This window comes from Ectopseudomonas guguanensis, from assembly GCF_900104265.1.
GTDB lineage: Bacteria > Pseudomonadota > Gammaproteobacteria > Pseudomonadales > Pseudomonadaceae > Aquipseudomonas > Aquipseudomonas guguanensis.
In genome coordinates, this window is the sequence record NZ_FNJJ01000001.1 from 226,008 (window position 1) to 238,430 (window position 12,423).

General features: G+C 61.9%; 12 protein-coding genes. 2 read left to right on the forward strand and 10 right to left on the reverse strand.

Annotated features, from left to right (window positions below; translation table 11 throughout):
• Positions 1-7 precede the first annotated feature (7 nt).
• Together BLS61_RS01115 and BLS61_RS01120 are read left to right on the forward strand one after the other, a co-directional pair.
• Positions 8-316: a phosphodiesterase gene (locus tag BLS61_RS01115; protein WP_090426178.1), complete on the forward strand. Its 309-nt coding sequence runs from the start codon at positions 8-10 to the stop codon at positions 314-316.
• The gene (locus tag BLS61_RS01120; protein ID WP_090426181.1) at positions 313-1,032 is read left to right on the forward strand and encodes a glycerophosphodiester phosphodiesterase; all 720 of its coding nucleotides are present in this window, start codon (positions 313-315) and stop codon (positions 1,030-1,032) included. Before BLS61_RS01115 ends, BLS61_RS01120 begins: the two co-directional genes overlap by 4 nt.
• Positions 1,033-1,334: 302 nt before the next feature.
• Here the strand turns inward: BLS61_RS01120 and sthA are convergent, their stop codons facing one another.
• The 10 genes from sthA to BLS61_RS01175 form a co-directional block, all read right to left on the reverse strand.
• Positions 1,335-2,729 carry a Si-specific NAD(P)(+) transhydrogenase gene (gene sthA, locus BLS61_RS01125; protein ID WP_090426184.1) on the reverse strand — a complete coding sequence of 465 codons (1,395 nt, stop codon included), beginning with the start codon at positions 2,727-2,729 and terminating at the stop codon, positions 1,335-1,337.
• Between the two features lie 93 nt (positions 2,730-2,822).
• Positions 2,823-3,053, reverse strand: a complete 231-nt coding sequence (nqrM, locus tag BLS61_RS01130) for a (Na+)-NQR maturation NqrM (RefSeq protein ID WP_090426188.1) — start codon at positions 3,051-3,053, stop codon at positions 2,823-2,825.
• The gene (locus tag BLS61_RS01135; protein WP_090426191.1) at positions 3,050-3,973 is read right to left on the reverse strand and encodes an FAD:protein FMN transferase; all 924 of its coding nucleotides are present in this window, start codon (positions 3,971-3,973) and stop codon (positions 3,050-3,052) included. The genes nqrM and BLS61_RS01135 overlap by 4 nt, the downstream gene beginning before the upstream one ends.
• A 104-nt stretch (positions 3,974-4,077) precedes the next feature.
• Positions 4,078-5,301 (reverse strand): NADH:ubiquinone reductase (Na(+)-transporting) subunit F, encoded by a 1,224-nt coding sequence (gene nqrF / locus BLS61_RS01140; RefSeq protein WP_090426195.1) that lies wholly within the window; start codon positions 5,299-5,301, stop codon positions 4,078-4,080.
• A 15-nt stretch (positions 5,302-5,316) separates the two neighbouring features.
• Positions 5,317-5,925, reverse strand: a complete 609-nt coding sequence (gene nqrE / locus BLS61_RS01145; protein WP_079784158.1) for an NADH:ubiquinone reductase (Na(+)-transporting) subunit E — start codon at positions 5,923-5,925, stop codon at positions 5,317-5,319.
• Entirely contained in the window at positions 5,925-6,599 is a 675-nt protein-coding gene (locus tag BLS61_RS01150; protein ID WP_198134353.1) for an NADH:ubiquinone reductase (Na(+)-transporting) subunit D, read from the reverse strand. Before BLS61_RS01150 ends, nqrE begins: the two co-directional genes overlap by 1 nt.
• Entirely contained in the window at positions 6,596-7,384 is a 789-nt protein-coding gene (locus tag BLS61_RS01155; RefSeq protein WP_012018135.1) for a Na(+)-translocating NADH-quinone reductase subunit C, read from the reverse strand. The genes BLS61_RS01150 and BLS61_RS01155 overlap by 4 nt, the downstream gene beginning before the upstream one ends.
• Positions 7,377-8,588, reverse strand: coding sequence for an NADH:ubiquinone reductase (Na(+)-transporting) subunit B (locus BLS61_RS01160; RefSeq protein WP_012018134.1), 1,212 nt, complete (start codon positions 8,586-8,588; stop codon positions 7,377-7,379). The genes BLS61_RS01155 and BLS61_RS01160 overlap by 8 nt, the downstream gene beginning before the upstream one ends.
• A 3-nt stretch (positions 8,589-8,591) precedes the next feature.
• Complete coding sequence (locus BLS61_RS01165; RefSeq protein WP_090426197.1) at positions 8,592-9,929, reverse strand: Na(+)-translocating NADH-quinone reductase subunit A; 1,338 nt, start codon at positions 9,927-9,929, stop codon at positions 8,592-8,594.
• Between the two features lie 915 nt (positions 9,930-10,844).
• Positions 10,845-12,311, reverse strand: coding sequence for a glyceraldehyde-3-phosphate dehydrogenase (locus tag BLS61_RS01175; protein ID WP_090426200.1), 1,467 nt, complete (start codon positions 12,309-12,311; stop codon positions 10,845-10,847).
• Positions 12,312-12,423: the final 112 nt, after the last annotated feature.

Consider the following 12,423-nt stretch of genomic DNA (forward strand, 5'->3'; position numbering starts at 1 on the left):
AACCGCCATGTATCGCTTCGCTCTGCTGCTCGCACTGCTTGTCCCTGCCCCCTCGTTCGCCGACATCCTGACCATTCCGCTCGGCAGTCAGGGGGCAGACATCGATGCCCGCAACCTGCCACAGAAGGGCGAGTCCAAGCGCTCGGTGCTGGAGCGTTTCGGCCTGGCCGATGAGGAGCACCAGCCGGTCGGCCAGCCGCCGATCACCCGCTGGGACTACCGCGAATTCAGCGTCTATTTCGAATACGATCACGTGATCAACAGTGTGCGCCACCACCAGCCGCGCCACCTCGACACCGCCAAGGAGCAACAGTGACCCTGATCTACGGCCATCGCGGCGCCAAGGGCGAAGCCCCGGAAAACACCCTCGCCAGCTTCCAGCGCTGCCTGGAGCATGGCGTCAACCGTTGCGAGCTGGATCTGCACCTGTCACGCGACGGCGAACTGATGGTGATTCACGATCCGACGCTCAAGCGCACCACTGGCGTGCGCGGCAAGGTGGTCGAACACGACGCCGCCGAGCTGATCCAGTACGACGCGCGCAAGGGCGGCCCGGGCTGGGTGCGTCCCTGCCCCATTCCGCGCCTGGAAGACCTGTTCGAGCAATGCCGCTTCGAGCACTGGCAGCTGGAAGTGAAAAGCGCCTCGAAAGTGCGTGCCGCACGCACCGTGCTGGCCATCGCCGAACTGGCCGAGCGCTTCGGCCTGCGTGAACAGATCACCATCACCTCCAGCTCACGAGAGGTGCTCAAGGCCGCGCGCGAGCTGACTCCACAGCTGCAACTGGGCCTGGTCGCCGAATACGCCTGGCTCGATCCACTGAAGGTGGCCGCCCATTATGACTGTCACCTGCTGGCACTGAACTGGACGCTGTGCACCCCGGAGCGCCTGCTCAAAGCGCAGAAGCAGGGGCTGCACGTGTCGGTGTGGACGGTCAACGAGCCGGCGCTGATGCGCCGCCTGGCCGACTTCGGCGCCGACAGCATCATCACCGACTTCCCCGGCCTGGCGGTGCAGACGCTGCGCGGCTGAGCCATGTAGGGTGCGCGGTGCGCACTAGCATGGGTTGATTGAGTTTCCCACCGAGAGCAGAACGCCCTGGTGCGCATGGCGCACCCTACGGCAAAGCATCTGGCGCGCCTTCGTCACCACCCACGGAAACGGCAGGTTCCACCCGCCCTACAGGATCCAAAACGACAAAACCGGCCAGGAGCCGGTTTTGTCGTTCTGCTGCCGCCTGAGACGCTAGAAGCTCTCCCGATTCGGCCAGCGCCATTCGGAAGCCACTACCCAGCCTGTCTCCCCGACCGGCTCAGGCCGCCGGCCGGAGCCGCTCAAAAAAGCCGGTTGAGGCCGTCGAATGCGGCAACCCGATAGGCCTCGGCCATGGTCGGGTAGTTGAAGGTGGTGTTGATGAAGTACTTGATGCTGTTGGCTTCGCCCTTCTGGTTCATGATCGCCTGACCGATATGCACGATCTCAGAAGCCTGATAGCCGAAGCAGTGCACACCCAGCACTTCCAGGGTTTCGCGGTGGAAGAGAATCTTCAGCATGCCCACCGGTTCGACCGAGATCTGCGCACGCGCCATGCCCTTGAAGAAAGCCTTGCCCACTTCGTAAGGCACCTTGGCCTGGGTCAGCTCACGCTCGGTCTTGCCGATCGAGCTGATCTCCGGAATGGTGTAGATACCGGTCGGCACGTCGTCGACGAAACGCCAGCTGCCATTGTCGACGATGCTGCCGGCTGCGGAACGGCCCTGGTCGGCCGCGGCGCTGGCCAGGCTCGGCCAGCCGATCACGTCACCGGCGGCGTAGATGTTGCTGACCTCGGTGCGATAGTACTCGTCGACCTGAATCTGGCCACGGCTGTTGACCGCGATGCCGATGTTCTCCAGACCCAGCTGATCGGTGTTGCCGGTACGGCCGTTACACCACAGCAGCGCATCGGCCTTGATCTTCTTGCCGGACTTCAGGTGCAGGACCACGCCATTCTCCACCCCCTCGATGCGCTCGTACTCCTCGTTGTGACGAATCAGCACGTTGTTGTTGCGCAGGTGATAGGAGAGCGCATCGGAGATTTCCGAGTCGAGGAAGCTGAGCAACTGCTCGCGGTTGTCGATCAGGTCGACCAGCACCCCCAGACCGCTGAAGATCGAGGCGTACTCGCAGCCGATGACCCCGGCGCCGTAGATGATCAGACGGCGCGGCGTGTGCCCCAGGCTGAGGATGGTGTCGCTGTCGTAGATACGCGGGTGGCGGAAATCGACATCGGCCGGGCGGTAGGGGCGCGAGCCGGTGGCGATGACGATCTGCTTGGCCACCAGCTTTTCCACCACGCCATTGAGGCAGACCACTTCGACCGTCTGATCGTCAGCGAAGCTGGCGGTGCCGAAATAGGTGTCGATACGGTTGCGCGCGTAGTAGCCGGTGCGCGAGGTAACCTGCTTGGCGATCACCTTCTCCGCGCTTTTCAGCACGTCGGGGAAGGAGAACCAGCGCGGCTCGCCGATCTGGCGGAACATCGGGTTGGTGTTGAACTGCATGATCTGCCGCACCGAATGGCGCAGCGCCTTGGAGGGAATGGTGCCCAGGTGGGTGCAGTTGCCGCCGACCAGCGGCCGGTTGTCCACCACCGCCACCTTGCGCCCGGCCTTGGCCGCGTTCATCGCCGCGCCCTCGCCCGCCGGGCCGGAACCCAGCACCACCACATCGTAGTTGTAGACCGCCATGTTTACTCCTTCGCATCAGGCCGGGGCACTTGTGCCGCACCCTCGGCGGGGCCGGCGCCGCGCGGGCGGGGCCGGCAATCAATCATAGGTGCTTCAGCGCTTGCTCGCGTCGTAAGCCAGGTCGGTGTTCGGCGCATCGGCCTTGTCGCGATTGACCTCTTCGCACTTCTCGCGGCTACCGCCGCAGATCGAGCATTCCTTTTCGATACCCAGGTTGGCGATGCCACCGCAGGAACCGGCGATGGGTTTGCGCCCCATGATCACGCCGACGGCCATCATGCCGACGACCAGGACCATGGCCAGAAATACAACCAGAAACGTCATTGCTCATCTCCTGCAGCGAATAGCTGCTCGAATGCGGTCGTGCCCTGTGTGACGAAGCCCTCGCCCTCACGCGTCACGAAAAACGCCGCGATACCGTTGCGCTCGGCGAAGGCCATGCCGACGTCCGGCCCGAGCACCATCAATAGGGTAGACAAGCCATCGGCGCGTAAGGTCGATGGATCGGCCACCGTCACGGCCGCCAGCTTGTGGTTGACCGGCTTGCCCGTCAGCGGATCGAGCGTGTGCGAGTAGCGCTGGCCGTTCTCCTCGAAATAGTTGCGGTAATCCCCCGAGGTGGAGATGCCGTAGCCATCGAGTTGCAGAATGCGCTGGGCGACTCGCTGGTCGTCGCGCGGTGCCTCCAGGCCTATGCGCCAGTGGCTGCCATCAGGCTTGAAGCCGGCCGCCTTGAGTTCACCCGTGGCCTCCACCAGGTAACTGGTGACGCCCAGCTCGCCCAGGCGCGCCACGATCAGATCCACGGCATAACCGGCCGCGATGCTGTTGAAGTCGACCTGAACATCGGCATCCTTGCACAGCTGCTCGCCCTCGATCTTCAGGTGCTGCTGGCCAACGCGCTGACGCACCTCGGCCAGGCGCTCGGCATCCGGCACCGCTTCGCCCTGCCCCTTGGGCCCGAAGCCCCAGAGGTCGAGCAAGGGTTCAAGGGTCAGGTCGAAGTGACCCTGACTCTCCTGATGCAGACGATTGCCGGCGCGTACCAGGTCGAGCACGCCCTTGGGCATGGTCTGGCAGGTGCCGGCCGGCGCGCGGTTGAACTGCTCGATCAGCGAGTCGTCGCGATAGGTGGACATCTGCAGATCGATCTCGGCGAGGATCGCCTCGGTCGCAGCCTTGAGTTCGGCTTGCGGCGCGACATTTTCACTGCGGACGTATTTGACCGAATAGGTGCTGCCCATGGTCGGGCCACCGAACTCTTCGATCCGTTCAGAATGCAAGCAGCCCGTTAGGGCTGCCGCCAGGGCGACAGCGATAACGGGCTGGAGTACAGCAGACCTCATGCTTAGCCGCCGAAGTCGTCGAGGAGAATGTTCTCCGGCTCGACGCCCAGGTCGGTGAGCATCTTGATCACGGCGGCGTTCATCATGGGTGGGCCGCACATGTAGAACTCGCAATCTTCCGGAGCCGGGTGGTCCTTCAGGTAGTTCTCGTACAGCACGTTGTGGATGAAGCCGGTGAGCCCGGTCCAGTTGTCTTCCGGCTGCGGATCGGACAGCGCCAGGTGCCACTGGAAGTTCGGGTTCTCCGCGGCCAGTTGATCGTACTCTTCGTTGTAGAACGACTCGCGCATGGAGCGCGCACCGTACCAGAAGCTAATCTTGCGCTTGGACTTCAGGCGCTTGAGCTGGTCGAAGATGTGCGAACGCATCGGCGCCATGCCGGCACCACCCCCGATGAAGACCATCTCGGCGTCGGTGTCCTTGGCGAAGAACTCACCGAACGGCCCGTACACGGTGATCTTGTCGCCCGGCTTGAGGCTGAACACATAGGACGACATCTTGCCCGGCGGCAGATCGTCCTTGCCGGGGGGCGGCGAGGCGATACGGATGTTGAACTTCACCAGACCGCGCTCTTCCGGGTAGTTGGCCATGGAATAGGCACGGATCACGGTCTCGTCGACCTTGGACACGTATTTCCACTGGTTGAACTTGTCCCAGTCGCCGCGATACTCCTCCTGGATGTCGAAGTCCTTGTAGTACACGGTGTGCGGCGGGCACTCCAGCTGTACGTAACCACCGGCGCGGAAGTCGACGTTCTCGCCTTCCGGCAGTTTCAGCGTCAGCTCCTTGATGAAGGTGGCGACGTTGGGGTTGGACACCACGGTGCATTCCCACTTCTTGACGCCGAAGACCTCTTCCGGGACTTCGATCTTCATGTCCTGCTTGACCGGAGTCTGGCAGGACAGGCGCCAGCCCTCGCGGGCCTCGCGCTTGGTGAAGTGCGACTCTTCGGTGGAGAGCATCTCGCCGCCGCCGCTTTCGACGATGCACTTGCACTGGGCGCAGGTACCGCCGCCGCCGCAGGCGGAGGACAGGAAGATGTTGTTGTCGGCCAGGGTCTGCAGCAGCTTGCCGCCAGCCGGTACCACGATGGTTTTTTCGCCGTTGATCTCGATGCTCACGTCACCGCTGGACACCAGCTTGGCGCGCGCAGCGAGGATGATCAGCACCAGCGCGAGAACGATGGCGGTGAACATGCCGATGGCGAGGAAGATTTCGTAATTCATCTGTTCATCCTTTCCTTACAGCTGCACGCCGGAGAAGGACATGAAGCCCAGCGACATCAGACCGATGGTGATGAAGGTGATGCCCAGACCCTGCAGGCCAGCCGGTACGTCGCTGTACTTGAGCTTCTCGCGAATGCCCGCCAGCGCGGCGATGGCCAGTGCCCAGGACACACCCGCGCCGATACCGTAAACGGTGCTTTCGGCCAGGTTGTAATCACGCTCGACCATGAACAGCGAGCCACCCATGATGGCGCAGTTCACGGTGATCAGCGGCAGAAACACACCCAGGGCGTTGTACAGCGCAGGCACGTACTTATCCAGGGTCATCTCGAGGATCTGTACCAACGCCGCGATCACGCCGATGAAGGTCAGCAGGCCGAGGAACGACAGGTCCACTTCAGGCAGGCCGGCCCAGGCCAGCGCGCCATCCTTGAGGATGTTGGCGTAGATCAGGTTGTTCACCGGCATGGTGATACCCAGCACCACGATCACCGCAACGCCGAGACCGATGGCGGTTTCCACCTTCTTGGAGATGGCGATGAAGGTACACATGCCGAGGAAGAACGCCAGCGCCATGTTCTCGACGAACACCGCACGGACGAACAGGCTGATGTAATGTTCCATTAATAGGCCTCCTTGCTGGATACCTGAGGCGCCATCTTGTAGACATTCTTCTCGATCTGATCCTTCTTCCAGCTACGGATGCCCCAGATGAACAGGCCGATCAGGAAGAAGGCCGAAGGCGGCAGCAGCAGCATACCGTTAGGCTGGTACCAGCCACCGTCGTTGACCACCGAGAAAATCTCGTAGCCCATCAGCTTGCCCGCGCCGAACAGCTCGCGGATCACGCCCAGGGCCACCAGCATGGCGCTATAGCCCAGGCCGTTACCGATACCGTCGAAGAACGACAGCACCGGCGGGTTCTGCATGGCGAACGCTTCGGCACGACCCATCACGATGCAGTTGGTGATGATCAGACCGACGAACACCGACAGCTGCTTGGACAGACTGAAGGCATAAGCCTTGAGTACCTGGTCGACCACGATCACCAGGGACGCGATGATCACCATCTGCACGATCATGCGGATCGAGCCGGGGATCTGGCTGCGGATCATCGAGATGAACAGGTTGGAGAAACCGCACACCAGAGTCAGCGCGGCGGACATCACCAGCGCGGTCTGCAGGTTCGAGGTGACCGCCAGGGCCGAGCAGATCCCGAGGATCTGCAGGCCGATGGGGTTGTTATTGAAGACCGGGTTGAGCAGGACTTCTTTGATAGTCGGTTGCGACATGATCAGGCCTCCCCTGCGCGCAGGTTAGCGATAAACGGACCGAAGCCGTTCTGGCCGAGCCAGAACTTCAGCAGGTTGTCCACACCGACGCTGGTCAGGGTGGCACCGGCCAGGCCATCGACCTGGTGAGTGGCTTGCGGGCTCTGCGGATCGACACCGCCCTTGACGATCTGCACGGCCAGCTTGCCGTTGTCGTCGTACAGGGTCTTGCCGGGCCACTGGCCAGTCCATTTCGGGTTATCCACTTCGCCGCCGAGACCCGGGGTCTCGCCGTGCTGATAGAAACCCATGCCGACCACGGTGTTCAGATCGCCCTTCACCGCGATGAAGCCGTGCAGGGTCGACCATAGGCCGTAACCGCGCACCGGCAGGATCAGGGTTTCGACTTCACCGTCCTTCTCCACCATGTACACGGTGGTGTAGCGCTCCTGGCGCTTGATCCCGGCAATGTCCTCGCTGCTCCTGAGCGCGCTGGAGGTCTTCGGATCCTTCGAGGCCTTGAGCGGGTCGAAGGTGATCGGATCGAAGGCATCGGAGAACTTGCCGCTCTCCAGGTCCACCAGCTTGGCGGTGATGGTGCTGTCGAATACTTCCTTGACCTTGGCACTGGACATGCCCGCCTGACCGAGGCCGGCGATGGCCAGGATGCTGCGCTGCTTGTCCAGCAGGCGGTTTTCCACCTGGGTCGGCTTCAGTGCGATGGCGGCGCCGGCGACGAACACCGAGCACACCAGACACACCAGCAGGGCCACCGTCAGCGTACGGACGGTGGATTCTTTTTGACTAGACATTGCGTGCCAGCCTCCGCTTGATATTGGCCTGAACGACGAAGTGGTCGATCAGCGGTGCAAACAGGTTGGCGAACAGGATCGCCAGCATCATGCCCTCGGGGAAGGCCGGGTTGACCACACGGATCAGTACGACCATCACGCCGATCAGGGCGCCGAAGATCCACTTGCCGGTGTTGGTCATGGAGGCCGACACCGGGTCGGTGGCCATGAAGAACATGCCGAAGGCGAAGCCGCCTACCACCAGATGCCAGTACCAGGGCATGGCGAACATCGGGTTGGTATTCGAACCGATCAGGTTGAGCAGCAGGGACAGGCCGATCATGCCCAGCATCACGCCGGAGACGATGCGCCAGGAAGCGATCTTGGTGATCAGCAGGACCAGGCCGCCGATGGCGATGGCCAGGGTGCTGGTTTCGCCGAGCGAGCCATGAATGGTGCCGATGAAGGCGTCCATCCAGGTGATGCCGTTGTTGATCACGTTCTCGATGCCGCCGGAAGCCGCCAGACTCAGCGAAGTGGCGCCAGCGAAGCCGTCGACCGCCGTCCACACCGCATCACCCGACATCTGCGCCGGATAGGCGAAGAACAGGAAGGCACGGCCGGTCAGTGCCGGGTTGAGGAAGTTCTTGCCGGTACCACCGAACACTTCCTTACCGATCACCACACCGAAGCTGATGCCCAGGGCGACCTGCCACAGCGGAATGCTAGGCGGCAGAATCAGGGCGAACAGCACGGAGGTGACGAAGAAGCCTTCGTTGACTTCATGCTTGCGGATCGAGGCGAACAGCACTTCCCAGAAGCCGCCGACGATGAAGGTCACCGCGTAGACGGGCAGGAAGTAGGCCGCACCCTGGATGAAGTTGTCCCACAGGCTGTTCGGATCGAAACCGGCCAGCGAGCCGATCAGGGCGAAGCGCCAGCCTTCCTGGCTCGCCAGCAGCTCGGGGCTCTGGGCGAAGATCAGGTTGGCCTGGTAGCCGGTGTTCCACATGCCGAAGAACATGGCCGGGAAGGTGCACAGCCACACGGTGATCATCATGCGCTTGAGGTCAATGCCGTCACGCACGTGAGCGGTGGTCTTGGTCACGCTGCCAGGACGATAGAAGAAAGTGTCGATGGCTTCGTAGAGCGCATACCACTTCTCGTACTTGCCACCCTTCTCGAAGTTGTGCTCGATCTTGTCGAGGAATGCACGAATGCCCACGGATTAACCCTCCTTCTCGATGCGGGTGAGGTTGTCCCGCAGGATCGGGCCGTATTCATATTTGCCGGCACACACGTAGGTGCACAGCGCCAGGTCTTCTTCGTCGAGCTCCAGGCAACCCAGTTTCTGGGCCATCTCGGTGTCACCGACGATCAGGTAGCGCAAGAGTTGAGTCGGCAGGATGTCCAGTGGCATCACAGCTTCGTAGTTACCCACCGGCACCATGGCGCGCGGGCTGCCATTGGTGGTGGTGGTGAAGTTGAACAGCTTGGAGCCGGCCAGCTTGGAGACGAAGATATTCAGTACCGAGTGCTTGTTAACGCCGGCACGCAGGTAATGCATCATCTCGCGCTCGTTACCCTCGCTCAGGCAGGACACCTGATTGTGGTAGCGGCCAAGGAAGGCGAAAGCGCCCTGCGCGGTACGCCCGCCGAACACCGAACCGGAAACCACACGATTGAAGCCGGGCTTGAGCTCACCGGCAGTGAGTTCTTCCAGGCTGGCGCCCAGACGGGTGCGCAGCAGACGCGGCTGCTCCACGACCGGGCCGCCGAGGGCAACCACGCGCTCGACAAACAGTTGGCCGGTGGTGAACAGCTTGCCTACGGCGATCACGTCCTGATAACCGATCTGCCATACGCTCTTGCTGGTGCTGACCGGGTCGAGGAAGTGAATGTGAGTGCCCGGCAGGCCTGCCGGGTGCGGGCCGGCGAAGGCTTCGCTGTGCACCTTGGCCAGTTTCTCGCCAGGCAGGTTGGCGCCGTCGGCCTTGCACAGGAACACCTTGGCCAGGTTGCCCAGTACCTTCAGGCCATTTTCGAAATCAGCGGCATGTTCACCGATGATCACCGCAGGATCAGCGGCAAGCGGGTGCGTATCGATCGCAGTGACGAAGATCGAGCTGGGCACGGCATCGAGCGCCGGCACCTTGCTGAACGGACGCGTACGCAGCGCAGTCCAAAGGCCGGACTGCTGCAGGTTTTCGCGAACCTGCTGGTCGCTCAGGGCTTCGAGCTGATCGGCGGCGTATTGAACGAAGGTTTCCTGCTCGTCGCCCTCGATATCGATGACCACGGACTGCAGGATACGCTTCTCGCCACGGTGAATGGCGCTGATAACGCCGGCAGCGGGGGCGGTGTAGCGCACGCCGGGTGTCTTCTTGTCGGTGAACAGCAATTGACCGAGCTTGACCCGGTCACCGACCTGCACTTCCATCGTCGGCTTCATCCCGTGATAGTCGAAGCCGATGACGGCGACACTGCGCACGGGCCTTGCGGCCTCGATACGCTGTGCCGGCGCACCCGTTATGGGCAAATCGAGCCCATGCTTTAGTTTGATCATAGGTTTGCCTAACCACTGATTTAGAAAGCTTTTTATAGGACAGGCGGCGCAACCGAAGGTCTAATAGACCCGACCACGCCAATGACATATGGGCGTGGAGGACGGCGCCAAACCTGGGTAAAAAATCCGCTTGATTATAAAGATGCCCCCCTGCACTGACCACCCAAGCGCTTGCTTTTTTTGGCTTTTCGGTAACAGGGCGCAACAAACTGGATGCCGGCCGACATCCATCCGTCACCTTCGGCGATGCAGATTCCGCGCAAGAAAAGGTTCTGCGCGTTCTCGCGGGGAAGATGCGCCTGACACCGGACTGGCAAGTTTGCGTGCGTACCGCTTACTGACTTAGCACTATCCATTGCCGAGTGCGCTGAGCGTTCGGGCCAGCCAGCGGCTGTTACTCCACTTCGCTGCGTTTCCTCGCCCCGGCGCTGCTCTGGAAGCCGGGTCGCAAGCGCATAATCTTTGCGAAGTTGAAATTGGTGGCGTCTGGCTTTTGCCTTTGCTCTTCAACAGCGATGGAACAGGCGACGCCCAAGCCCCCTTCAGGAGGCCGAGTGGAATCGCCGCGGAAGGGGTTGAGCGACATGGATGTCGCGAGAGCCACGATGGGCCAGGGATGGCCCTTCGTGGCGTGCCCCTGGAGCGGTGATGGAGCGAGGGAACCCCGGCGCAGCCGGGGCCGGATGCAGGGGTGTGTTTCTTTGCTTACTTTCTTTGCACAAGCAAAGAAAGTGAGTCGCCCGTAAGGGGCGAAACCTATCAGTTCAGACGACACGCTAACGGATAGTGCCAAGTCATCGACAGCTAAACACGTAATTGCCAGTCCAGTGTCAACCCGCACTTCCCCCAAAATATGCGCAGAACCAAAAAAAACGGGAGCCGAGGCTCCCGTTGTTTTGTCAGCCGACCCGGCTATCAGCGCGGAAAGGCCGGCGGGTTGACCCCAGCCATGTCTTCCATCACGCGTACCACCTGGCAGCTGTAACCGAACTCGTTGTCGTACCAGACGTACAGCACGACGCGGTTGTCGTTGGCGATGGTGGCTTCGGCATCGACCACACCGGCGTGGCGCGAACCGACGAAGTCGGTGGACACCACTTCCTGCGAGCTGACGAAATCGATCTGCTTCTGCAGGTCCGAGTGCATGGCCATCTGGCGCAGGTACTCGTTGATCTCTTCGCGGCTGGTGGCCTTCTCCAGGTTCAGGTTGAGAATGGCCATGGACACGTTCGGCGTCGGCACACGAATGGCGTTGCCGGTCAGCTTGCCTTTGAGCACCGGCAGCGCCTTGGCCGCAGCGGTGGCCGCGCCGGTTTCGGTGATGACCATGTTCAGCGCAGCACTGCGACCACGACGACTGCCTTTGTGGAAGTTGTCGATCAGGTTCTGGTCGTTGGTGTAGGAGTGAACGGTCTCGACGTGACCGTTGACGATGCCGTACTTGTCGTTGACTGCCTTGAGCACCGGCACGATGGCGTTGGTGGTGCAGGAAGCCGCGGAGATGATCTTGTCCTCAGCGGTGATTTCGCTGTGGTTGATGCCGTGCACGATGTTCTTCAGCGCGCCCTTGCCAGGCGCGGTGAGCACCACGCGATCGATCCCCGGGCAGGTCAGGTGCTGACCCAGACCCTCGGCATCGCGCCATACGCCGGTGTTGTCCACCAGCAGCGCGTTCTTGATGCCGTACTGGGTGTAGTCGACTTCCTTCGGGTCCTTGGCGTAAATCACCTGGATCAGGTTGCCGTTGGCCGTCAGGGTGTTGTTCTCTTCATCGATGGTGATGGTGCCGTTGAACTTGCCGTGCACCGAGTCACGACGCAGCAGGCTGGCACGCTTGACCAGATCGTTGCTGGCGCCCTTGCGCACGACGATGGCACGCAGGCGCAGGCCGTCGCCGCCACCGGTCTTCTCGATCAGGATGCGCGCCAGCAGGCGGCCGATACGGCCGAAACCGTAAAGCACCACGTCGGTGCCTTCGCGGGCAGCGCCGTTCTGCTTGCCGACCACATCGGCCAGCTCGTCCTTGACGAACTGCTCGACGGCGCGACCGGCGCCTTCGGCCTTGAATTTGGCAACCAGCTTGCCCAGGTCCACCGAAGCGGCGCCCAGCTTGAGCTCGCTCATGGCCTTGAGCATGGGGAAGGTGTCGTGCACCGACAGCTCGGCCTCATCGGCCAGGCGATGGCGCGCGAAACGGTGAGCCTTGAGGATGTCGATGACCGAACGGTTGATCAGGCCGCGGCCGTAGATCGAGGTCACCACGTTGTTGTTGCGATAGAGCTGACCAATCAGCGGAATCATCGCTTCCGCGAGGGCCTCACGATCGATCCATTCACCGAGACACTGGTCGGGCTTCTGAGTCACGGGCAGTACCTTCCACATGTAGGGGCTGAAAAAAGGGGCTACATTATGACGGTGCGCGCGAGCATGAGCAATGCGCGCCTGTCGCGACTGACATTGACCACCAAGCCCCGCTACAATTCCCGGCCTTTTG

Coding starts and splice junctions, on each gene's coding strand:
- BLS61_RS01115 (WP_090426178.1), top strand. CDS start 8: ATGTATCGCTTCGCTCTGCTGCTCGCACTGCTTGTCCCTGCCCCCTCG.
- sthA (WP_090426184.1), bottom strand. CDS start 2,729: ATGGCGGTCTACAACTACGATGTGGTGGTGCTGGGTTCCGGCCCGGCG.
- nqrM (WP_090426188.1), bottom strand. CDS start 3,053: ATGACGTTTCTGGTTGTATTTCTGGCCATGGTCCTGGTCGTCGGCATG.
- BLS61_RS01135 (WP_090426191.1), bottom strand. CDS start 3,973: ATGGGCAGCACCTATTCGGTCAAATACGTCCGCAGTGAAAATGTCGCG.
- nqrF (WP_090426195.1), bottom strand. CDS start 5,301: ATGAATTACGAAATCTTCCTCGCCATCGGCATGTTCACCGCCATCGTT.
- nqrE (WP_079784158.1), bottom strand. CDS start 5,925: ATGGAACATTACATCAGCCTGTTCGTCCGTGCGGTGTTCGTCGAGAAC.
- BLS61_RS01155 (WP_012018135.1), bottom strand. CDS start 7,384: ATGTCTAGTCAAAAAGAATCCACCGTCCGTACGCTGACGGTGGCCCTG.
- BLS61_RS01165 (WP_090426197.1), bottom strand. CDS start 9,929: ATGATCAAACTAAAGCATGGGCTCGATTTGCCCATAACGGGTGCGCCG.
- BLS61_RS01175 (WP_090426200.1), bottom strand. CDS start 12,311: ATGTGGAAGGTACTGCCCGTGACTCAGAAGCCCGACCAGTGTCTCGGT.